This is a genomic window from Pedococcus sp., from assembly GCF_036000045.1.
Classification (GTDB): domain Bacteria; phylum Actinomycetota; class Actinomycetes; order Actinomycetales; family Dermatophilaceae; genus Pedococcus.
This window is the reverse complement of sequence record NZ_DASYGF010000072.1, coordinates 1-20135: the sequence shown is the minus strand read 5'-3', so window position 1 is coordinate 20135 and position 20135 is coordinate 1. Positions and strand designations below refer to the sequence as shown.

At 71.0% G+C, this 20135-nt stretch carries 22 protein-coding genes and 1 tRNA gene; 16 read left to right on the top strand and 7 right to left on the bottom strand.

Going from position 1 to position 20135, the window contains the following annotated elements:
• Positions 1–123 precede the first annotated feature (123 nt).
• Positions 124–978, top strand: a complete 855-nt coding sequence (nudC, locus tag VGN50_RS11015; RefSeq protein ID WP_327444817.1) for an NAD(+) diphosphatase — start codon at positions 124–126, stop codon at positions 976–978.
• Between the two features lie 14 nt (positions 979–992).
• Here nudC and VGN50_RS11010 read toward each other — a convergent pair whose 3' ends face one another.
• Positions 993–1262 (bottom strand): mycoredoxin, encoded by a 270-nt coding sequence (locus tag VGN50_RS11010; protein ID WP_327444816.1) that lies wholly within the window; start codon positions 1260–1262, stop codon positions 993–995.
• A 100-nt stretch (positions 1263–1362) separates the two neighbouring features.
• Between VGN50_RS11010 and VGN50_RS11005 the strand changes: the two genes are divergently transcribed.
• The 7 genes from VGN50_RS11005 (at position 1363) to VGN50_RS10975 (ending at position 6097) form a co-directional block, all read left to right on the top strand.
• Positions 1363–1818: a PPOX class F420-dependent oxidoreductase gene (locus VGN50_RS11005; RefSeq protein WP_327444815.1), complete on the top strand. Its 456-nt coding sequence runs from the start codon at positions 1363–1365 to the stop codon at positions 1816–1818.
• Positions 1819–1889: 71 nt separating this feature from the next.
• Positions 1890–4067 carry an ATP-dependent DNA helicase UvrD2 gene (locus tag VGN50_RS11000; protein ID WP_327444814.1) on the top strand — a complete coding sequence of 726 codons (2178 nt, stop codon included), beginning with the start codon at positions 1890–1892 and terminating at the stop codon, positions 4065–4067.
• A gap of 144 nt (positions 4068–4211) precedes the next feature.
• On the top strand, positions 4212–4454 hold the full coding sequence (locus tag VGN50_RS10995; protein ID WP_327444813.1) for a hypothetical protein: 243 nt from the start codon (positions 4212–4214) through the stop codon (positions 4452–4454).
• A gap of 268 nt (positions 4455–4722) precedes the next feature.
• The gene (locus VGN50_RS10990; protein WP_327444812.1) at positions 4723–5010 is read left to right on the top strand and encodes a WhiB family transcriptional regulator; all 288 of its coding nucleotides are present in this window, start codon (positions 4723–4725) and stop codon (positions 5008–5010) included.
• Positions 5007–5195: a hypothetical protein gene (locus VGN50_RS10985; protein WP_327444811.1), complete on the top strand. Its 189-nt coding sequence runs from the start codon at positions 5007–5009 to the stop codon at positions 5193–5195. Before VGN50_RS10990 ends, VGN50_RS10985 begins: the two co-directional genes overlap by 4 nt.
• Positions 5196–5291: 96 nt before the next feature.
• Positions 5292–5912, top strand: a complete 621-nt coding sequence (locus tag VGN50_RS10980; protein WP_327444810.1) for an HhH-GPD-type base excision DNA repair protein — start codon at positions 5292–5294, stop codon at positions 5910–5912.
• Between the two features lie 2 nt (positions 5913–5914).
• Complete coding sequence (locus VGN50_RS10975; RefSeq protein WP_327444809.1) at positions 5915–6097, top strand: hypothetical protein; 183 nt, start codon at positions 5915–5917, stop codon at positions 6095–6097.
• Positions 6098–6101: 4 nt separating this feature from the next.
• Here VGN50_RS10975 and VGN50_RS10970 read toward each other — a convergent pair whose 3' ends face one another.
• From VGN50_RS10970 to VGN50_RS10960, 3 genes are all read right to left on the bottom strand, one after another.
• Complete coding sequence (locus tag VGN50_RS10970) at positions 6102–7439, bottom strand: AarF/ABC1/UbiB kinase family protein (RefSeq protein ID WP_327444808.1); 1338 nt, start codon at positions 7437–7439, stop codon at positions 6102–6104.
• Positions 7436–8464, bottom strand: a complete 1029-nt coding sequence (locus VGN50_RS10965) for a hypothetical protein (RefSeq protein ID WP_327444807.1) — start codon at positions 8462–8464, stop codon at positions 7436–7438. The genes VGN50_RS10970 and VGN50_RS10965 overlap by 4 nt, the downstream gene beginning before the upstream one ends.
• A gap of 118 nt (positions 8465–8582) precedes the next feature.
• On the bottom strand, positions 8583–8741 hold the full coding sequence (locus VGN50_RS10960; protein ID WP_195908071.1) for a DUF5679 domain-containing protein: 159 nt from the start codon (positions 8739–8741) through the stop codon (positions 8583–8585).
• Positions 8742–8977: 236 nt separating this feature from the next.
• Between VGN50_RS10960 and VGN50_RS10955 the strand changes: the two genes are divergently transcribed.
• On the top strand, positions 8978–9562 hold the full coding sequence (locus tag VGN50_RS10955; RefSeq protein WP_327444806.1) for a M48 family metallopeptidase: 585 nt from the start codon (positions 8978–8980) through the stop codon (positions 9560–9562).
• Between the two features lie 50 nt (positions 9563–9612).
• Here the strand turns inward: VGN50_RS10955 and VGN50_RS10950 are convergent, their stop codons facing one another.
• Positions 9613–10212, bottom strand: a complete 600-nt coding sequence (locus tag VGN50_RS10950) for an NUDIX hydrolase (protein WP_327444805.1) — start codon at positions 10210–10212, stop codon at positions 9613–9615.
• 1 nt (position 10213) lies between these two features.
• Positions 10214–11656 (bottom strand): zinc-dependent metalloprotease, encoded by a 1443-nt coding sequence (locus tag VGN50_RS10945; RefSeq protein ID WP_327444804.1) that lies wholly within the window; start codon positions 11654–11656, stop codon positions 10214–10216.
• A 62-nt stretch (positions 11657–11718) separates the two neighbouring features.
• On the opposite strand from VGN50_RS10945, the gene VGN50_RS10940 reads away from it, so the two are divergent.
• From VGN50_RS10940 to VGN50_RS10930, 3 genes are read left to right on the top strand one after another with little or no spacing between them, the layout of a single operon-like run.
• Positions 11719–12873 (top strand): NAD-dependent epimerase/dehydratase family protein, encoded by a 1155-nt coding sequence (locus VGN50_RS10940; RefSeq protein WP_327444803.1) that lies wholly within the window; start codon positions 11719–11721, stop codon positions 12871–12873.
• Positions 12870–13367 (top strand): molybdenum cofactor biosynthesis protein MoaE, encoded by a 498-nt coding sequence (locus VGN50_RS10935; RefSeq protein ID WP_327444802.1) that lies wholly within the window; start codon positions 12870–12872, stop codon positions 13365–13367. Before VGN50_RS10940 ends, VGN50_RS10935 begins: the two co-directional genes overlap by 4 nt.
• Positions 13364–14458 carry a YlbL family protein gene (locus tag VGN50_RS10930; protein WP_327444801.1) on the top strand — a complete coding sequence of 365 codons (1095 nt, stop codon included), beginning with the start codon at positions 13364–13366 and terminating at the stop codon, positions 14456–14458. The genes VGN50_RS10935 and VGN50_RS10930 overlap by 4 nt, the downstream gene beginning before the upstream one ends.
• 37 nt (positions 14459–14495) lie before the next feature.
• Here the strand turns inward: VGN50_RS10930 and VGN50_RS10925 are convergent, their stop codons facing one another.
• On the bottom strand, positions 14496–15050 hold the full coding sequence (locus VGN50_RS10925; protein WP_414694592.1) for a PPA1309 family protein: 555 nt from the start codon (positions 15048–15050) through the stop codon (positions 14496–14498).
• A 104-nt stretch (positions 15051–15154) separates the two neighbouring features.
• Here VGN50_RS10925 and VGN50_RS10920 point away from each other — a divergent pair, with 104 nt between their 5' ends.
• The 4 genes from VGN50_RS10920 to VGN50_RS10905 all read left to right on the top strand — a co-directional run.
• Complete coding sequence (locus VGN50_RS10920) at positions 15155–18226, top strand: UPF0182 family protein (RefSeq protein WP_327444799.1); 3072 nt, start codon at positions 15155–15157, stop codon at positions 18224–18226.
• A gap of 46 nt (positions 18227–18272) precedes the next feature.
• Positions 18273–18346 (top strand) — tRNA-Met (locus tag VGN50_RS10915).
• A gap of 275 nt (positions 18347–18621) precedes the next feature.
• Positions 18622–19707 (top strand): LacI family DNA-binding transcriptional regulator, encoded by a 1086-nt coding sequence (locus tag VGN50_RS10910; protein WP_327444798.1) that lies wholly within the window; start codon positions 18622–18624, stop codon positions 19705–19707.
• The coding region (locus tag VGN50_RS10905; RefSeq protein ID WP_327444797.1) for an extracellular solute-binding protein at positions 19704–20135 on the top strand (432 nt) is incomplete at its 3' end. The genes VGN50_RS10910 and VGN50_RS10905, both read left to right, overlap by 4 nt.

The following is a 20135-nucleotide window of genomic DNA, read 5'->3' as shown; positions in this document are numbered from 1 at the left end:
CGTATGCCGAACGGCCCCGCCTAGGGTGGAGGCGTGGGCCGCCTGTTGGAAACTCTGCCGAATCTCTCCCTTGCGCGTCCGGGCCTCGACCGTCGCGCAGAGCGCCGCGTCGAGCCCGGGCTCATGCAGACACTGCTGGCCGACCCCGGGACCAGGGTCCTGGTCCTGCACGGCGACCAGGTGGAGCTGCGCGAGCCCCAGGACGGCGAACGGGCCGCCGCGTCAGCCCTCGTGCTCCGCGCCCCCGAACCGGCTGACGCCACAGGGCTGGTGGTGTTCCTCGGGCAGGACGCCGACGGCACGGCATACGTCGCGGTGGTGCGGCCCCAAGCCGAGCAGGACGCGCACCCGGCCTGGCGCACCCTCCGCCAGATCGGCGCCGACCTCGACGACCGCGACGCCACGCTCTTCGCCACCGCGCTGGCGCTCGCGAACTGGCATGCCGCCCACACCCACTGTCCCCGCTGTGGCGCGCCGACCAAGCCGGTGCAGGCAGGGTGGCTGCGACGCTGCACGAGCGACGGGACGGAGCACTACCCGCGCACGGACGTCGCCATCATCGTCTCGGTCGTGGACGACCGTGACCGGATCCTGCTGGCGCGCGGTGCGGGGTGGGGCGAGGGACGGTTCTCGGTGCTGGCCGGGTTCCTGGAACCGGGGGAGAGCCTGGCCGCGGCGGTGGCGCGTGAGGTCCGTGAGGAGGTCGGCCTCGAGGTGTCCGACGTGTCGTACCTCGGTGACCAGCCGTGGCCGTTCCCGAGCTCGCTCATGGTGGGCTTCACCGCTCGGGCCACGGGCAGCGAGGACGAGCTGGAGAACCTGCGCCTCCAGGAGTCCGAGATCGCCGAGGCGCGGTGGTTCACCCGCGAGGACTACCGCGCGGTGCTCGCCTCAGGCAGGGTCGGCGCGTCGACCCGCCTCTCGATCGCCCGCCGCCTCATCGAGCGGTGGCTGGGCCACGGCCTGGACGAGGTGTAGGCGCGGGCGTCGCCTCAGGAGGCGAGGCGCTTCTTGACCTCGTTGATCGACGGGTTCGTCGCGGCGGAGCCGTCCGGGAAGAGCAGGGTCGGCACGGTCTGGTTGCCACCGTTGACGTCCATCACGAAGGCCACCGCATCGGGCTCCTCCTCGATGTTCACCTCGGTGAAGCCGATGCCCTCGCGGCCCATCTGCGCCTTCAGCCGGTTGCAGTACCCGCACCACGAGGTGGTGAACATGGTCACGGAGCCGGGGGCGGGAACCTTGGTCACGGAGTTCGGCATGGTGTCTTCCTGTTCGATGGACTGAGTGGCCATCACCCTCAACATCGTCGACGCGCCCCCTCTTCCCTTGCCGATGTGACGTTCATGACCATGATGGGGCATGCCTTCGCCTGCCGACCTCGATCCCGCCCTGCTCACCCTTGCCGCCAGCCGCAACCTCGGGACACTGGCCGCGATCAAGAAGGACGGGCGGCCCCAGCTCTCGATGGTCAACTTCGCCCTCGACCCTGGCGGCCCCACGACCGGTCCCACGATCAGGGTCTCTGTCGTCGACGGTCGGGCCAAGGTGGCCAACCTGCTTCGCGACCCCCGCGCCTCGCTGCTGGTCACCTCCTCCGACGGCTGGTCCTATGCCGTGCTCGACGGCGACGCCGAGCTCTCGCCAGTAGCGTCGGGTCCCGACGACGCGACCGTCGAGGAGCTGGTCGAGCTCTACCGCATGATCCGCGGCGAGGACCACCCCGACTGGGATGACTACCGGGCGGCCATGGTGCGCGACCACCGGCGCGTGCTGAGCATCCACGTCACCAAGGTCTACGGCCTGGTCCAGTCCTGAGGGTGGCGGCACACGCCCACCGCGCCGAGGCGGGGTGGGCGCTGTCGCCCCCGTCTGACAGGATCGGGCCGATGGCGACCCAGCTCCACGGCATACCTGTGCACCCCTCCGCCGACGAGATCCTGGGGGCGCTCGACCCTGAGCAGCGTGAGGTGGCCGCGCACCCGCTGGGGCCCATGTGCGTGCTCGCCGGCGCAGGCACGGGCAAGACCCGGGCCATCACGCATCGGATCGCCTACGGCGTGCACTCGGGCGCCTACCAGCCGCAGCGCGTCCTGGCGGTGACGTTCACGGCGCGGGCCGCCGGCGAGATGCGCACCCGCCTTCGCTCACTAGCCGTGGGCGGCGTCCAGGCCCGCACGTTCCACGCGGCTGCCCTGCGCCAGCTGCACTTCTTCTGGCCGCAGGCGGTCGGCGGCGCCGCTCCCGAGGTGATGAGCCAGAAGGCCTCGGCGGTCGCCCAGGCCGCTGCCTCGCTGCGGCTCGACCTCGCTCGTGACCGCACCGCCATCCGCGACCTCGCCGCGGAGGTGGAGTGGGCCAAGGTCTCCATGCTCACCCCGGAGACCTATGCCGCCGGCGCCCGCGCCGCGCGCCGCGAGCCGCCCGGCTTGGACGCCACCGCCATGGCCCGGGTGCTCGAGGCCTACGAGCAGGTCAAGACCCAGCGGGGCGTGATCGACTTCGAGGACGTGCTGCTGCTGACGGTCGGCATCCTGGCTGAGCGCGAGGACATCGCCAGGGCGGTGCGCGCCCAGTACCGCCACTTCGTCGTCGACGAGTACCAAGACGTCAACGCGCTTCAGCAACGGCTGCTCGATCTGTGGGTGGGCGAGCGCCAGGACGTCTGCGTGGTGGGAGACCCGGCCCAGACCATCTACTCGTTCACCGGGGCCAGCCCGCGCCACCTGCTCGGTTTCACCGAGCGGCACAGGGACGCCAGGGTCGTGCGCCTGGTGCGCAACTACCGCTCGACACCACAGATCGTCAGCCTCGCCAACCTCATCGTCCGGGGGCCGTCAGGAGGCCTGCGCGGCAACGCGGTGCAGCTGCAGGCCCAGGCCGAGCAGGGGCCGGTCCCCGCCTTGACCGCTCATCCCGACGACCCGGCCGAGGCGACGGCGATCGCCGCCGAGATCGCCGAACGGGTCGCCCGGGGCGTGTCGCCGGGCGAGGTCGCGGTGCTGTTCCGCACGAACGGTCAGTCCGAGGCGTTCGAGTCGGCACTCGCGGACCGCGGGATTCCCTACCTCGTGCGTGGCGGTGAGCGGTTCTTCTCCAGGCCCGAGGTCCGCGATGCCGTGTTGCTGATGCGGGGTGCGGCCCGCTCCGACGACGGCAGCATCGCGCTGCCCGAGCTGGTGCGCGACGTGCTGCTCGGCGCGGGCTGGACCCGGGAGGCCCCGACCTCGGGCGGCGCCGCGCGCGAGCGCTGGGAGTCGCTCGCAGCGCTCGCGGCGCTCTCGGACGACCTGGTGGCGGCCAACCCCGACGCCCGGCTGCCCGACTTCGTCCGCGAGCTGGACGAGCGCGCCTCCGCCCAGCATGCCCCTGCAGTGCAGGGCGTCACCCTGGCCTCCCTGCACGCCGCCAAGGGCTTGGAGTGGGACGTCGTGTTCCTCGCCGGGTGCTCCGACGGCTACCTGCCTATCGCCATGGCCGACACGCCCGAGGCGATCGAGGAGGAGCGGCGGCTGACCTATGTCGGCGTCACCCGCGCCCGCCGAGAGCTTCGGCTGTCGTGGGCCGGCGCGCGCACGCCCGGCGGCCGCCAGACCCGTCGCCCCTCGCGCTTCCTCGACGGGGCCGCGAGCATCCTCGGCGAGGGGGCGCGGTCGCAGCCCAAGGCGACTGCCACGGGCCGGCGCGGGACCAAGGCGCTCAAGCCCGCGCTGCCCGCCCACTGCCGCGGCTGCGGCACCGAGCTCACCACCGCGGCCCAGCGCAAGACCGGCCGGTGCGCGGACTGCCCGCCTGCCTACGACGAGGCGACCTTCGAGCGCCTCCGCACCTGGCGTCTCGCGGTGGCGCGCGAGGCGAGCGTCCCGGCATACGTCGTCTTCACCGACGCGACCCTCACGGCCATCGCCGAGCGCGAGCCGAAGTCCGACGGCGAGCTGGCGCAGATCTCAGGTGTCGGCGTCCGCAAGCTCGGCCTCTATGGCACCCAGGTGCTGGCGATCCTGGGTGGGGCCGAGGTCGACGAGGTGCTCGAGATGCGTTCTGCCGCAACGAGATCCGAGAGCTGACCGTAGGACTTCCGTTTCTTTACCCGAAATTCCGATAAATCCGTTGCTGCTGTCGCGAGCGCTGCTCTACCCTTGACGAACGCACCCCAGCCGTCACACCGACCACGCTGGCGCCCACCACGCACCCGAAGGAGGGTTGGCCCGATGAAGAACACCACGATGACGATCGACGCGACGCACACGTCCCGCGTCCGCTCCGTGTGCCCCGAGGCCGGCCGCGTCCTCCTCGCAGGCACCCGCGGACCGGTCAACGGGACCACTGTGCCCAGCGCCGCCTACGGCGTCCCGATGATCGCCGATGCCCAGGCTCCGACCTCCTGCTTCGGCGGCTTTGGCGTCACCACCAAGGACCTCGCGTTCCGCTCCCTCGGAGAACCACCTGTCTAGGCCACCAGCCAGCAGGCTCTCTTCGAGGCCGCGGAACCCGACATCCGGGATCCGCGGCCTTTCTGTTTGTCCAGACACGTTTGTTCAGCGCCACAGGCTTCCGCACCACAGGCCTTCCGCACCACAGGCAGGAAGACGCAGCACCGATGACGCAGCACGAGAACACCGAAGAGAACGGGCCGACCTCCGACCGGAGGAGCACCGGCCAGACCGCACCGCAAGGACCTGCCACCACCACGGCGGGACGAGAAGAGGGAGGTGACACCCGATGCAGCTGAGCGCAGTCCACGACCTGGTCGAGCAGGCCGCCACTGTCGGCGCAGGCATCCCGTGTCGAGACAACGACGCCGAGCTGTGGTTCGCCGAGAGCCCCGCTGACGTCGAGTTCGCCAAGTCGCTGTGCCACACGTGCCCGGCGGTGACGGCCTGTCTCGCAGGCGCCATCGACCGCGCCGAGCCGTGGGGCGTCTGGGGCGGCGAGCTCTTCGTCCAGGGAGCCATCGTCGCCCGCAAGCGTCCGCGCGGACGTCCGCGCAAGAACCCGGTCGCCGCGTGACGACCGTGCCGTTCGACTCACCCTTCTCATCCTCACCCACCAGGAGCTTCGACATGTTCCAGGCGTTGTATGCCGACCTGGCGCGTGCCCATCGACGGCACCGCCAACGGGAGTACCAGCGCCGGCTCGAGGCGAAGGCGCAGCACGAGATGCTGCACGCCCTTCCTCGCATGCTGGCCCGGTAACCCCGTCGCCCGAACCCGCCGGGACGTCCCTCTGGGGTCGTCCCGGTGGGTTCTTCATGGTTCAAGTCAGCACGCGCCGTGGCTAGGCTGGCGAGCATGCCCGTCCAGATCCGCATCGCCCAGGACCCGGCCGCCGACGAGGTCCTGAGCAGCGACCCCTTCGCCTTGCTCGTGGGCATGCTGCTCGACCAGCAGTACCCGATGGAGCACGCCTTCCGCGGCCCGTGGAAGATCCTCGACCGGTTCGGAACGCTGGCCCCCGACGCTATCGCCGCCGCCGAGCCCGAGGCGTTCGCCGACCTGTGCTCGACCCCGCCCGCGATCCACCGATATGGCCGCTCGATGGCGGGACGCGTCCAGCAGCTGGCCGCAGTCGTCCGCGACCGGTACGACGGTCGCGCCGAAGCGATCTGGACTGAGGCGCGCGACACTCCAGACCTGCTCACCCGGCTGCGCGACCTCCCTGGGTTCGGCGACCAGAAGGCGCGCATCTTCGCGGCCCTGCTCGGCAAGCGCCTGGACGTGCGCCCTGCGGGCTGGCAGGAGGCCGTCGGCCCGTATGCCGAAGATGGCTCCTACCGTTCGGTGGCCGACGTCGTGGATGCCGAGTCTCTGGCGAAGGTTCGCGAGTTCAAGCAGGCCGCGAAGGCGCAGGCCAAGGCCAAGGACGCGGCGGCGAAACCGTCGGCGTCGTCGGCTGCATCCTCGGCCCACTGAGCATGGCCGACGACGAGGCTCCGCCGGTGTGCGCCACCTGCGGTGGCGCCGCACCGGACCCGGCGTTCGCGCGACTGACCTGGACGCGCGGCACCGAGAACGGCCGCGAGGTCTGGACGTGCGACCGGTGCAGCCGCGAGCACCTGCGCAGCATCGAGGGCAAGCTCGACTCCGCCTGGTGGTGAGCCGTCAGGCGACGGGCGGGGGCAGGTGACGCAGCTGCATACCGGGCAGATGGTCCACGACGATGTCGCGCGCGGGCACGGTGCCACCCAGCTGGCACAGCACGCCGATGCCACCGAGCCAGACACGGTGGATGAGCAGGTAGGACGGAGGCAGGTTGAGCTTCATGCCCACGAGGAACTCCGGGCGCCGGACGTCGTTGACGTGCGTGGCCACGCTGCGCAACCAGGGCCGGCTGAACGTGAAGGTCTCGTGCTTGAGGGGCTCGAGGAACGGCTGGAGGTACTCCAGCAGCGCCTCGGCGTCGACGGTCAGGGACGGCTTGATGAACCCCTCCGTGCGCAGCCCCTGCTCGAGCTCGGCAGCCTCGCCGCACAGCGCAGCCGCGACCAGCGAACCCATCGCGGGAGGCAGCCCCGACGGGAGGCGGTTGACCGCCCCGTAGTCGATGACACCCAGCCGGCCGTCCTCGAGCAGCCGGAAGTTGCCGGGGTGGGGGTCGGCGTGGAGCAGCCCTGCGCGCGCCGGGCCCACGAGGAGGAACTCCATGTAGCGCTCGGAGGCGGCGTTGCGCTGGGCAGGCGTGCCGGAGGCGACGATCTGCGACAGCGGGGTGCCGTCGATCCACTCGGAGACGATGACGTGCTCGCTGTGCGAGAGCACATCCGGCACCGCGAAGTGCGGGTCGTCCCGGAACACCTTGGCGAACCGCCGCTGGCTCGTGGCCTCGAGGTTGTAGTCGAGCTCCTCGGTCATGCGCGACTTGAGCTCGTCAGTGATCGGCTTGATGTCCATGCCGGGGATCCAGCTGCCTGCGATACGTGCCACGCGCGCGAGCTGGTTGAGGTCCGAGAGCAGGGCCTGGCCGGCGCCGGGGTACTGGATCTTGACGGCGACCTCGCGCCCGTCACGCCAGACGGCCTTGTGGACCTGGCCGATCGAGGCCGCGGCGCTAGGCGTGTCCTCGAAGGACTGGAACTTCGAGGTGCGCCAACGCGGCCCGAGCTCCTCGGCCAGGACGGCATGCACCGTGGCCGTCGGCAGAGCCGGGGCCGACTCCTGGAGCTTGGTGAGGGTGGCCCGGTAGGGGCCTGCCAGCTCCTCGGGGAGGGCCGCTTCCATGACCGACATCGCCTGGCCAAACTTCATGGCCCCGCCCTTGAGCTCGCCGAGGACCTTGAACAGCTGCTCGGCGGTGCGCGCCTGGAGCTCGGCGGCGACGGCCTCGGCCGGCTTGCCTCCGACCCGCTTTCCGAAGCCCAGAGCGGTGCGGCCGGCAAAGCTCAAGGGGAGGCTGGCCAGCCGTGCCGTGCGGCTGACGGCCCGGCGGGGAAGTTCGCTCACCGGGCCATTGTCGCTTGCGAGCGCTCGCGCTCGTCGGTGGGCCCGCCCATGGCGTCAGCGGGCGCGCCCACGGCGTCGCCGGACGCGCCCAGGGCGGCCGCGCCCACGGACCCGGCCGTGGCGCACGAGCAGCGCCGATGCACCGGCCACTCGCGCTGCCGGACGCCGGGCCAGGGGAGCGCGACCTCGAGCGAACGGCCTCGGGGCAATGGCTGCCCGTCGAGAACGGCGAGGGCCACCATCGACGCGAGCCCGGCGGTCACCGCGACCAGCGAGGTCTCGCCACCCACCTCCTCGGGGCGTCCGACGGCAGGGCGGGTCAGCTGACCGGCCAGGAGTGGCCACGCGGCGTCGAGGTCGGCCCGCGTGAGGTCAAGACATCGCAGACACGGCCCACCTGCCTGCACGACCGGTCCGACGACCGCCTCGACGAGGTGCATGACCACCGGCAGCACCGGTATGCCGAGCCGGCGCCACGGCTCCGCGACGCCCGGTGCGACGGCCTGGGGTGCGACGAGCACCACGAGTGAGGGTGCAGGCCCCGCTCCGGTGTCGACCCGTTCGCGTTCGAGCTCTTCGACCGCCAGGCTCCCGGACCGCACGGTGCCGACCCCCGCTCGGCGCAGCAGCGTGGCCAGGGCAGAGGGCAGCGGGCCCTGGCCGACGAGGAGCACCAACGCGCTTCGCCGCCGTGCCAGCACGGCATAACCATCGCCTGGGCCGGTCGTGCGCCCCAACGCCTCGGACTCCACAGCGAGCACCGCCCGCAGCTCGACGGGTAGGCCGGGGTGGTCGCGGACCGGGCCGACCAGGCCGTGGCGGCGCAGCAGCGCGAGCAGGCCACTGTGGTCCGCCAGCGCGGCGGGGAGGTCACGGGTGCCGTCGAGCGACTCGAGCGCGGTCACCTGGTCCTCGGTGAGGCCCCGCAGCACCACGGCGCGGCTGGGGTCGATGCCGAGCTGCACGTCACCGTTGCCGCGCCGCAGCACGGGCCACAGGCATTTGAGCAGCGGTCGCGACGTCACCTCGCCAATCTGGCACAGACGTTCCGGTGCTCCCGCTCGTCGTCCACAGGCCCGGGACAGCGAGAGGGGCGGACCCGACCGGATGGTCGCGTCCGCCCCTCTCGTGCGGGGGCCTGGATCAGGCCTTGCCGAGAATGCGGTTGAGGTTGGTGCCGCAGACCGGGCACACACCCTTGGCCATGCGACGGCCGTTCGTCTCCACGACGCGGCCCTCGGCCTCGCGCTTCTCCTTGCACTTCACGCAGTAGAACTCGCCCTTGTAGGTCTCGTCAGCCATCGCCAATGTCTCCTTGTTGTTCACGGCACAGGGTGCGCCGTCGGACTCCGGCCAACTTAGACCATGCTGAGCACAAAATCGTGCAAGGGGGACGCTGCGTCGTGCTCAGGACGCCCTCCCTCACCCCTGCGCCCAGCCTTCTCCTCACGCCTCCGGCCCCCCAAGGGAGGGGGCGACGGACAGTCGGTGCGGCCAGCATGCCGGGAGATGTCGGCCCTCTCGCTTATCGTTTGAGGATGGGGACACGCGACATCGAGCCGCCGGCCGTCGAGGTGAGGCGCAGCCGACGGCGGCGGCGCACCGTCAGCGCCTACCGTGAGGGTGGCCGCACGATCGTGCTCATCCCGGCCCGGTTCACCAAGGCCGAGGAGCAGCAGTGGGTGGCCACGATGGTCGATCGGCTCGCTCGGGGCGACCGCAAGCGCCGGCCCAGTGATGCCCAGCTCAAGGCCCGGGCTGCCGAGCTGTCACAGCGCTTCCTCGGCGGCGTGGCACGGCCGACCAGCATCCGCTGGGTGGCCAACCAGAACTCACGCTGGGGTTCGTGCACCCCGGCCGACGGCACCATCCGGATCTCGACGAGGGTCAAGGGGATGCCGGGCTACGTGCTCGACTACGTCATCCTCCACGAGCTCGCGCACCTGCTGGCGCCGGGCCACGGCCCTGAGTTCTGGTCGCTTCTGAAGGCCTATCCCCGGCTCGAGCGAGCCCGCGGCTACCTCGAGGGGGTCGCGGCGACCGCCGGCCTCGAGCTCTCGGACGGCGCCGTCGAGGACGACGAGCTGGGACAGGCTGCGCTGGAGTTCGGGCCCTCCGACTGAGCGGAGCGACCCCGTCAGGTGGGGCAGGTTTCGACCCGCCCGGCTGTCGCTCAGCCCAGCGCCCGCCGGGCGGCGACGGCCAGGGGTCGGATCTCGTCCCCGCTGGCTGACGGCAGCGCGTCCACAGGCCACCACGCCACGTCGAGCGACTCCTCGCTGACGGCATAGGCCTGCGCGTCGTCGGCCACCGCGGCATACCGCAGGTCGAGATGCTCTGCGCAGCGCCCGAACCCCGTGGCCAGGAGCCGATGCCGGTCCAGGTGCACGAGCTCAGGGTGCAGTGCGAGGTCGGCCAGCCCCGACTCCTCCCGAGCCTCACGAGTCGCGGCATCGACGACGCTGGAGTCGACAGGCTCGAAGTGGCCCCCGAACTGCAGCCACATCTGGGCCTTCGCGTGCAGGGTCAGCAGCACCTTGTCGAGGGAGGGGTTGAGCACCAGCGTGCTGGCCGTCAGGTGAGCCGACGGGCCCTGCTTCCACAGGGCTGCGGGGTGCCTTCTGCAGTGTTCGAGCAGCTCGGCGCGCAGCTGCTCCTGCTGGGCATCGGGGGCCTGCCACTGCTCGAGGGTGCGCCTCGCATCGTCGCGAAGCCGCAGGTATGCCGCGGGCACGACCCCCGCGGCGGCAGTCACCTCGGGAGAACCGCTCACCTCAGCTCTCGCTCGTGGTTCCGGCGCTGTCCTCGCCTCCGCGCAGGATCTGGTCCAGGGCTGCGTCGAGCGCGGCGCTGTCGGAGGAGCCCACCCGCTCGACATAGCCCAGCGGGTCGTCCAGGTCAGCACCCGTAGGCGCGACGTCGGGGTGCCCCCACGCGGCGTCCCGGCCGGAGGACCCGTGGGCCGACTCGAGCGCGCTCCACAGGTTCGCCGCGTCGCGAAGCCGGCGCGGACGCAGCTCCAGGCCGACGAGCCCGGCGAACGCCTTCTCGGCCGGTCCGCCGGTGGCGCGACGGCGCCTGACCGCCTCGCCGAGCGCGGCAGCCTGCGGCAGGTGAGCCCGGGTGGCCCGGTCGGTGACGACGTCGACCCAGCCCTCGACCAGCGCGAGGTAGGTCTCGAGCCGGCCCAGGGCGGCCCGCTGGGCCGGGCTCTGGTCGGGGCGGAAGAGCTGGTCCTGCAGCGCAGCCTGGAGTGCCTCCGCGTCGGTGGGGTCGACGGACTGCAGCGCGGACTCGATGCGGTCGGTGTCGATGGTGATGTCGCGCGCGTAGTCTCGGACGGCCGCCACGAGCTGCGGTCCGATCCACGGCACCTCGCTGAACAAGCGCACGCGAGCGGCCTCCCGCACAGCGAGGTAGAGGCGCACCTGCTCCAGGTCGACGCCCAGACCCTCGGCGAAGGCCTCGACGTTCGCCGGAAGCAGCACCACAGACCGGTCGGCCACGACAGGCAGCCCCACCTCGGTGCCGCTCACCGTCTCGGTGGCCAGTGCGCCCACCGCCTGGCCGACCTGCAGGCCGAACATCGCCCCGCTCATCTTGGCCACCATGGGCTCCATCTGGCCGATCAGCATGGACGGGTCGACGCCCGGCGGGAACATGCCCTCGGGGAGGGCGCCCTCGCCCAGCTGCTCGAGCTGGGTGTGCAGCGCCGCCCCCACCGCGCGGCCAACGCCCTCGGCGACGGGCTCCACGAGCGTCCGCCAGACCGGCATACTCGCCTCGACCCACTCGGCGCGGCTCCAGGCGTGGGTGGTCACCCCGGGTGCCTCGAAGGAGGTCACCTCGTCGAGCCACAGCTCGGCGACCTGTGCGGCCTGGGCGGTCTGACGGTTCGCCACCTCGCTCACCACGGCGTCGCCGGCTGCCGAGACGGCCTTGCGGGCGGCGTCGGTGGCCAGGCCGACGTTGAACGCGTCGGTGTCGGGGCTGGCGAACATGGCCTGGAGCTGCCCCACCATCATCTGCATCATGGAGGGGTCGATCTTGTCGACCCCCATGTCCTTGAGGGCCTTGGCCATGTCCGGGTCGAGGGTGCCGCCGGTGAGTCTGGCCAGCATCTGCTCGATCTCGGGAGGCAGGCCGGAGCCCATGCCCTGGCCGGATTCGGAGCCGTCATCGGCGGGGTGGTCGGACGAGTGGGGATGGTCGGGCACAACGGCTCCTGGGCTCTCCTGAGAGGATGGTTCTGAACTAAGACAACCACGCGGAGGCCACAGTGAGTTCCCCTGCGACCCCCCGGAGGGCCGCCGTTCGCTCGCGGCGTACCTCGATCGAGGTCGCTGTCGTCGGAACTGCCGACCCGGCCAGCCTCGCCGTTCTGCGGGCTCTGGTCACCACGGCGGCCCGCGGTTCGGCGTCGGCCGCCTGGGACGAGTCCGAGGTCCGCATCGGCACGGTCGTCGCCGTCGACGTCGAACGCCCGCCGGTGGGCGGAGCCGAGTTCCGGATGGCCGACCCCGCCGACCCTCAGCTCGTCGAAGCCCTACGGGGAGTGCACAGCGCCGCCTTCGTGGCGACGAGCACTGACCTGGCCGCCGACCTGGCGCTCGGTGCCCGGCCCCGGCGGGAGCGCAACCTGCGCCGGGCGCAGACCGTCGTCACGGCCGCTGCCGCCGCGGGCGTCCGTCATCTGGTCGTCGTCACGGGCGCGCAGGTCTACGGCGCCGAGCCCCACAACCCGGTTCCGCTCCCCGAGGACGCCCCCCTGCGCGCCCCTTCGGGCGACGGGCAGGTCGGCGACCTCATGGACGTCGAGCAGCTCGTGGCGGTGGCCCAGGAGGTCCACCCCGGTCTGCGGCTGACCGTGGTCCGGCCGGCGGCGCTGGTCGGTGACGGCATCGACACGGTCACCACCCGGCACTTCGAGGCGCCTCGGCTCCTCACGGTGCGCGACGGCCGGTCCGCGTGGCAGTTCTGCCATCTGGAAGACCTGGCGTCCGCGGTGGCTGTGGTGCTCGCGCGGGGTCTGGGGCCGGTCGTCACGGTCGGCTCCGAGGGGTTCCTCGGTCAAGAGGACCTCGAGCGCCTGACCGGTATGCGCCGGGTGGAGCTCAGCATGGGTGCGGCTCTGGGAACCGCCGACCGCCTGCACCGCGTTGGAATGCTGCCGGCACCCGCCAGCGACCTCGCCTTTGTCGCCTTCCCCTGGGTCGTGTCCTCGCGGACCCTGCGAGACCAGGGGTGGGTGCCGACCTATGACAATGAGACCTGCCTCGGTGTGCTGCTGGACGCCATCCGGGGCTCGCATGCGGTCGCGGCCCGACGCCTCGATCGCAAGGATGCCGCTCTGGGAGCGGCCAGTGCGGCTGTCGCCCTGGTGGGTACGGCAGCCATCATGCGGCAGCGCCGCAGGAAGGGGGGCACCCGATGAGCCAGCCAACGGACCCGATACGCACGGTCGAGGTCGACCCGCACCCGAGGGCCGAGCACGACCTCGCCGTTCACCGTGAGGTGATGCTCCACGACGTGCGTGAGGAGCCGCTCAGCATCGACGAGGTGCTCGACCTCGTGCGGCACCCGCGATGTGGCGGCATCGCCGTGTTCGTGGGCGTCGTGCGCGACCACGACCACGGGGAGGCGGTCTCGTCCCTCGACTACTCGGCCCACCCCAGTGTCGTGGACACCCTCGGTGCCGTATGCCGCGAGGTCGTGGCCCGTCACGACGTGGCCCGGATGGCGGTGGTGCACCGCGTCGGTCACCTCGAGGTCGGCGACCTCGCCGTGGTGGCGGCGGTGTCGGCGGCGCATCGGGGCGCTGCCTTCGAGGGCTGCCGGGACCTGGTGGACGCCCTCAAGGCGCGCGTCCCGATCTGGAAGCACCAGCAGTTCAGCGATGGCGGCGACGAGTGGGTGGGCCTTCCGTGACCCAGGACTTCCAGCCGCCTTCCGCTGTCACGGTCGACCCCCACACGCTCAGCCGACGGGCGGTCGTCGCGCTCGTCGCGGGGTTCTTCGTCATCGTGCTCGGTGCGCTGTCGGTCATGGTCGGCCTGCCCTACGTCGTCATGCAGCCGGGGCCGGTGACCAACACCCTGGACACGCTCTCGGGCAGCCAGCTCATCACCATCTCGGGCGCACGCACCTATCCCACGCGCGGCGCGCTCGACTTCACGACGGTCCGGGTCGTGGGTGGTCCCGGGGTCCGCGTCACGGTGTGGGACCTGCTGGCCGCCAAGCTGAGCCCGGACCAGGACATCCTCCCGGAGGGCGCACTGTTCCCGACAGGCATCACCAACAAGCAGGTCCAGGAGCAGAACACCGCCGAGATGGTCGACTCCCAGCAGGTGGCCGTCGCGGTCGCGCTCAGGGCCACCGGCCGCACGGTGCCCCAGCACCTCGTCCTCGCCGAGGTCGCGCCTGACGCACCGTCCGCGGCGGTGCTCCGGGCGGGCGATGTGGTCGAGGCGGTCGACGGCACGCCCGTCACAACCAGCGAGCAGATCCGCGCCGCGATCTCACGCCACAAGCCCGGTGAGTTCGTCCAGCTGCGGCTGCTGCGGCACGGCACGGAGATCAGCGTGGCCGCCAAGACGCACTCGTCCGCTGGTCGCACCACTATCGGTGTCTTCCTGGGCCTGAGGTTCACGTTCCCCGTCGACGTGAAGATCAACGCGGGCGACGTGGGTGGTCCCTCGGCCGGGACCATGTTCGCGCTGGGCGTCTACGACAAGCTCACGCCCGGTGCCCTGACCGGCGGTCAGAACATCGCAGGCACCGGCACGATCGACGTCACCGGAGCCGTGGGACCGATCGGCGGCATCCGCCAGAAGCTCGCTGGTGCCCGGGCCGGCGGCGCACGCTGGTTCCTCGCACCGGCCGCGGACTGCAACGAGGTCGTGGGTCACGTGCCCGACGGCCTACGGGTGGTCAAGATGGCGACATTCGACCAGGCGCGCTCGTCCGTGGAGGCGATCGCGGCCGGCCGTGGAGGCACGCTGCCCACCTGCACGGGCTGACCCGTATGCCGCGCACGCGGCATACGGGCATGCGGCCCTATCCCTGGAGGGTCGCCTTCAGGGCGTGCACGAGCCCGGGTGCGATGTCCTCTCCGACCGCGACCTGGTCGTCGCTGTCGTGCGCACGCTGACGCAACAGGCAACGGCTCTGGCCATCGCGGGTGACGGCGACGAGCAGCCGGACGTCCTGGCGTGAGGGATGAGCGGCCAGCGCGTCGACGGCGGCGTCGGGGTGCAGGGGCAGGTCGCGCTCGGCCTCTGGCGGCACGACGATCCGTTCGACCGCCAGCGCCGCGCCGACGACGCTGTCCGGCCAGGCGATGCCCCCGAGCAGGCTCTCGAGGTTGGCGGTGGGAGGCAGGTTCTCCTGCTCGACCGCGCTGAGGGCCCCGGCGACGAGGTCATGTCCCCGCAGCTGGGCGCGCAGGTGGGGCTCCCGCTCCACCAGCTCGGCCGTGGGGACCAGGGCGAACAGGCGTGGGTTCTGGTCCCAGCCGCCGGAGGCCACGTGGCGCTCGGTGTCGAGGGCAGCGATGGACAGGGGGTCGGTCACGGGGCGGGAGGACTGATGCACGCCCCAATGGTGCCGCATGCCCCCAGGTTCCTGACGGGTGCGGGAACCACAGAGGGCCTCGGTAAGTTGGTCTCACTACCAGTAGGCGACCGGAGAGGGTCGCTCGGCAGATCGGGCGTGAAGTGAGTTCTTCTGACTGGTTCGGACCTGGCGGCCCTGGCGAAGGCGGGGGAGGAGCCGAGGGTGGCCCTCGCCCTGGGGGTCCGCGACGCCCACCGGGGCTCCGCCTGCGCCGCGCCCGCGGCCCGCTGGGGCCGACCATCGCCATCCTCATCGCACTCGGGGTCGTCGTGTCTTTGGGTGCGAACCTGTGGACCGAGGTCCTGTGGTTCGACTCGGTCGGCTACGAGGGCGTCTTCGTCACCGAGCTGACGACCAAGATCCTGCTGTTCACCGTCGGGTTCGTCCTGACGGCGGGGTTGGTCGCGTCCAGCCTGGTCATCGGCTACCGCACCCGCCCGATCTACGCGCCGGTCACGCCCCAGCAGCAGAGCCTCGACCAGTACCGCGAGGCGGTGGAGCCCCTGCGCCGGGTGGCGATCGTCGCCGTGCCCGCCGTCCTGGGCCTGCTGACGGGCACGGCGGCAGCGGGGGAGTGGAAGACCTACCTGCTGTGGCGCAACGCCGTGCCGTTCCACGTCAAGGACCCGCAGTTCGGCATCGACCTGTCGTTCTTCACCTTCACGCTGCCGTGGGTCACGTTCGTCCTCGGCTTCGTCACGATGGTCCTCATCATGGCGCTGGTCGCGGCGGCCTTCACCCACTACATGTATGGCGGGCTCCAGCTGCAGCTGCGCGCCGACCGGACGACCAAGGCCGCCCGTACCCACCTCGCCGTCCTGTTGGCGGCGCTGGTGCTCGTGCGCGCCGCCACCTACTGGTTCGACCGCTACTCGTTGCTCACCAAGGACAGCTCGCTGCTCACGGGTATCGGCTACACCGATGCCCACGCCGTGCTGCCCACCAAGGCGATCCTCGCGGTGGCTGCCATCATGACGGCGGGGCTGTTCGTCGCCTCGATCTGGACCCGCTCCTGGCGGCTGCCGGCGGTCGGTGTGGCCCTGTTGGTGATCACCTCGGTCGTCGTGGGCAGCATCTACCCGGCGATCGTGCAGAGCTTCAAGGTGCAGCCCTCCCAGAAGACATTGGAGCGCCCCTACATCCAGCGCAGCATCACCGCGACCCGCGCCGCCTACGGCATCGACGGGGTGCAGACGAGCCCCTACCAGGCGACCACGCAGTCCAACGCCGGCCAGCTGCGCAACGACGCCGAGACGATCCCCGGCATTCGGCTCGTCGACCCGATCGTCGTGAGCCCGACCTTCAAGCAGCTGCAGTCGGTCAAGTCCTACTACGCCTTCCCGGACGCCCTCGACGTCGACCGCTACACGATCAACGGCAAGGTGGACGACACCGTGATCGCGGTCCGCGAGCTGGACCTGAACGGCGTCCCCGACAACCAGCGCAACTGGCTCAACGACCACACCGTCTACACGCACGGGTTCGGCGTCGTCGCGGCATACGGCAACCAGCGCGGCGCGGACGGCCAGCCGGTCTTCTTCGAGCAGAACATCCCCACGGTCGGGCCACTGCCGCCCTTCGAGCCGCGCATCTACTTCGGGGAGCAGTCGCCCGAGTACTCCATCGTCGGCGGTCCTTCGGGCAGCCGTCCGCGTGAGTTCGACTACCCCGACAGCAGCGTCGCCGGACAGAAGAACAACACCTACACCGGCAAGGGCGGTGTCCAGCTGAGCTCGTTCGCGCGCAAGGTCGCCTACGCGCTTCAGTACCGCGAGCTCAACTTCATCCTGTCCGACACGGTCAACAGCGACAGCAGGCTGCTCGACCACCGCTCACCGCTGGAGCGTGTGCAGCGCGTCGCGCCCTGGCTGACCCTCGACGGCAACCCCTACCCTGCCGTGGTGGGGGGTCGGATCCAGTGGATCATCGACGGCTACACGACCTCGGCGGACTACCCCTACTCGCGCCTGCAGGAGATCGACAACGCCACGTCCGACTCGGTGACGGCCAGCTCCCAGGCCGTGCGTCCCATCGGCAGCGGGCAGATCAACTACATCCGCAACTCGGTCAAGGCGACGGTCGACGCCTACGACGGGTCCGTCAAGCTCTATGCCTGGGACAACCAGGACCCGATGCTCAAGGCGTGGAGCAAGGCGTTCTCCAACACCGTGCTCCCCATGAGCGACATCAGCGCCGACCTGATGTCTCACCTGCGCTACCCCGAGGACCTGTTCAAGGTGCAGCGCACGATGCTGGCGCGATACCACGTGACCGACGCGGACTCGTTCTACGGCGGCCAGGACTTCTGGCGGGTCCCCAACGACCCGGCCCAGGAGGACCGCGTCGTGATGCAGCCGCCGTACTACCTCACCCTGGCCATGCCCGACCAGTCCAAGCCGACGTTCTCGCTGACCTCCACGTTCATGCCGGCCGGTGACCGCGAGGTGCTGTCCGGGTTCCTCGCCGTGGACTCCAACGCGGGGTCCCAGGCCGGCACGCGGCTCGGTGACTACGGCAAGCTCCGGCTGCTGGTTCTGCCGCGCGACACCACGGTCAAGGGTCCTGGCCAGGTCGAGAACGATGTCGCCTCGTCCAACCAGACCTCGGCCGCGTTCACGCTGACCCTGAACCAGTTCCTCAACCAGAGCCGGCAGCAGGGCTCCAAGGTCACTCTCGGCAACCTGCTGACGCTGCCCGTCGGCGGCGGACTGCTCTATGTCCAGCCGATCTACGTGAGCGCGCAGGGATCCTCGGCTTATCCGCTGTCACGGGCGACCATCGCGGCGTTCGGCGACAAGCTGGCGTGGTCGGACACACTGGACGGCGCTCTCGCCGGTCTCTTCGGCGGCAACTCGGGTGCCACCACTGGCGACTCCGGGTCGGGCACCACGGCGCCCCCCACGACCGGCACCGGAGGCACCGGCCCTACCTCACCCCAGAATGCCGCGGCCCTCACCAAGGCCCTCGCGGACATCCAGGCCGCGTATGCCGCGGGGCAGAAGGCCCTGCGCGACGGCGACTTCGCGGCGTACGGGGCGGCGCAGAAGCAGCTGGACGATGCGATCCAGCGGGCGGTCGCGGCCGCACCCAAGGGTGGCAGCGTGACGGTCACGCCGACGCCGAAGGGCAGCGCCACGACCTCCACGCCCAGCCCGTCGCCGACCACGAAGTAGGCGATTTGGACTGACGCGACCGCTCCCGTAAGGTAGTGACTACCGACGCGGGGTGGAGCAGCTCGGTAGCTCGCCGGGCTCATAACCCGGAGGTCGCAGGTTCAAATCCTGCCCCCGCTACAACGCAACACTGCGATTGCAGCGTTAACGATCAGCCCCCCAGGCTTACCTGGGGGGCTGATCGCTTCCCCCGGCGCTCCACGCCCCGAGGACGTCGCCGCCGGAGCCACCCCGGCCGAGTCCGCCACCCCGCACGGGCTGGCCAAGTCGACCTCCCGCAACGTCCTGCGCGACCTGCGACTGGCGCTGGAGCACGCCAGCGACCACGGGCTTTTGCGCACATTGGACGGTTCGCGCCTCTTGACACCTCTGTCCTAAACCGGTTTAGTGACATCATGCCCCGACCGACGATCAACGATGTCGCGCTGGCTGCAGGCGTGTCGAAGGGGGCGGTCTCGTTCGCCCTGCACGATCGGCCCGGTGTCGCACCAGCCACTCGCGAGCGGATCTTGAACGTGGCGCGTGAGCTGGGGTGGACCCCGAGTGCACGAGCTCGGGCTCTGTCGGTGTCCAAGGCGTTGGCTGTCGGGCTCGTCATGGCGCGCCGACCCGACACGTTGCGCGCCGACCCGTTCTTTCCTTCGTTCATTGCAGGTGTGGAGTCCGTGCTCTCCGATCACGGATACGCGCTCCTCCTACAGATGGTGTCCGATCCCGACAGGGAACGGCAGAGCTACCGCCGACTGGCGAGCGAAGGTCGCGTCGACGGGGTCTTCGTCACCGACCTGCTCGTAGCGGACGAACGCCCCGAGCTGCTGAGTGAGATCGGGCTCCCCGCGGTCATCTTGGGCCCGGGGAACAAGAACCCGTACTGGCCCGTGGTCGGCGCCGACGACGCGCCCGGCATCGTCGCCGCTGTCGAGCACCTCCTCGCCCTCGGGCACACGCGCATCGCTCACGTGGGTGGGCCGAGCGCCGTGGTCCACGGCGTCTCCCGGCGGGAGGCGTGGTGCGGCACCCTGCGCGCGGCCGGGCTGCCCGACGCGCCGTTCGTCGAGACCGACTTCTCGGCCGAATCGGGCGCTGCCGCAACGAGACACCTCCTCGACCTCGACGAGCCGCCCACCGCCGTGATCTACGCCAACGACCTCATGGCCATGGCTGGACTCTCCCTGGCGGTCTCCCGCGGCATCGACGTCCCCGGTCGGCTGTCCATCGTCGGCTTCGACGACACCGAGATCGCCGCCCACCTCCAGCCCGCCCTGACCAGCGTCCGCCAGGACGCCATCGCCTGGGGCAGGGCCGCGGCCACCCGCTTGCTCGAACTGATCGACGGCACCGACCCGACGCCGGTCGAGCTGGCCCCTGCAGCGCTCGTGATCCGGGCGTCCACAGGCCCTGCCAACTCGGGTGCGGCATACGCCGCGCCATCACCCCGACGACGTTCCACCACGGAACGCGCACGAATGGAGAAGCAATGAAAGCCAAGCTCGTGATGGGAACGGTCGGCCTCCTGGCCTTGAGCCTGACCGCGGCCTGCGGAGACGGCGCCTCGAGCGGTGGCAGCGCGGCTGTCGGCGCGAAGGGCCCGATCAAGGTGTGGCTGTCCAACAACCCCGAGGAGATCGCCTGGGGCCAGGCGATGATCAAGGAGTGGAACGCGGCCAACCCCAAGGAAACCGTTACCGGGCAAGAGATTCCCGCTGGCAAGACCTCTGAGGAGGTCATCGGCGCCGCCATCACCGCCGGCAACGCCCCGTGCCTGGTCTTCAACACCTCCCCGGCCGCTGTGCCGGGGTTCCAGAAGCAGGGCGGCCTGGTGCCGCTGGACGGTTTCAGCGGCGGCGCGGCATACGTGCAGGCCCGCACGGGCCCCGCTGCGGCCCAGTACAAGTCAGCGGACGGGAAG

Coding starts and splice junctions, on each gene's coding strand:
- nudC (WP_327444817.1), top strand. CDS start 124: ATGCAGACACTGCTGGCCGACCCCGGGACCAGGGTCCTGGTCCTGCAC.
- VGN50_RS10960 (WP_195908071.1), bottom strand. CDS start 8,741: ATGGCTGACGAGACCTACAAGGGCGAGTTCTACTGCGTGAAGTGCAAG.
- VGN50_RS10935 (WP_327444802.1), top strand. CDS start 12,870: ATGAGCCAGCCAACGGACCCGATACGCACGGTCGAGGTCGACCCGCAC.
- VGN50_RS10925 (WP_414694592.1), bottom strand. CDS start 15,050: ATGCGGCACCATTGGGGCGTGCATCAGTCCTCCCGCCCCGTGACCGAC.
- VGN50_RS11005 (WP_327444815.1), top strand. CDS start 1,363: ATGCCTTCGCCTGCCGACCTCGATCCCGCCCTGCTCACCCTTGCCGCC.
- VGN50_RS10980 (WP_327444810.1), top strand. CDS start 5,292: ATGCCCGTCCAGATCCGCATCGCCCAGGACCCGGCCGCCGACGAGGTC.
- VGN50_RS10910 (WP_327444798.1), top strand. CDS start 18,622: ATGCCCCGACCGACGATCAACGATGTCGCGCTGGCTGCAGGCGTGTCG.
- VGN50_RS11010 (WP_327444816.1), bottom strand. CDS start 1,262: ATGCCGAACTCCGTGACCAAGGTTCCCGCCCCCGGCTCCGTGACCATG.
- VGN50_RS10990 (WP_327444812.1), top strand. CDS start 4,723: ATGCAGCTGAGCGCAGTCCACGACCTGGTCGAGCAGGCCGCCACTGTC.
- VGN50_RS10955 (WP_327444806.1), top strand. CDS start 8,978: ATGGGGACACGCGACATCGAGCCGCCGGCCGTCGAGGTGAGGCGCAGC.
- VGN50_RS10995 (WP_327444813.1), top strand. CDS start 4,212: ATGAAGAACACCACGATGACGATCGACGCGACGCACACGTCCCGCGTC.
- VGN50_RS11000 (WP_327444814.1), top strand. CDS start 1,890: ATGGCGACCCAGCTCCACGGCATACCTGTGCACCCCTCCGCCGACGAG.
- VGN50_RS10975 (WP_327444809.1), top strand. CDS start 5,915: ATGGCCGACGACGAGGCTCCGCCGGTGTGCGCCACCTGCGGTGGCGCC.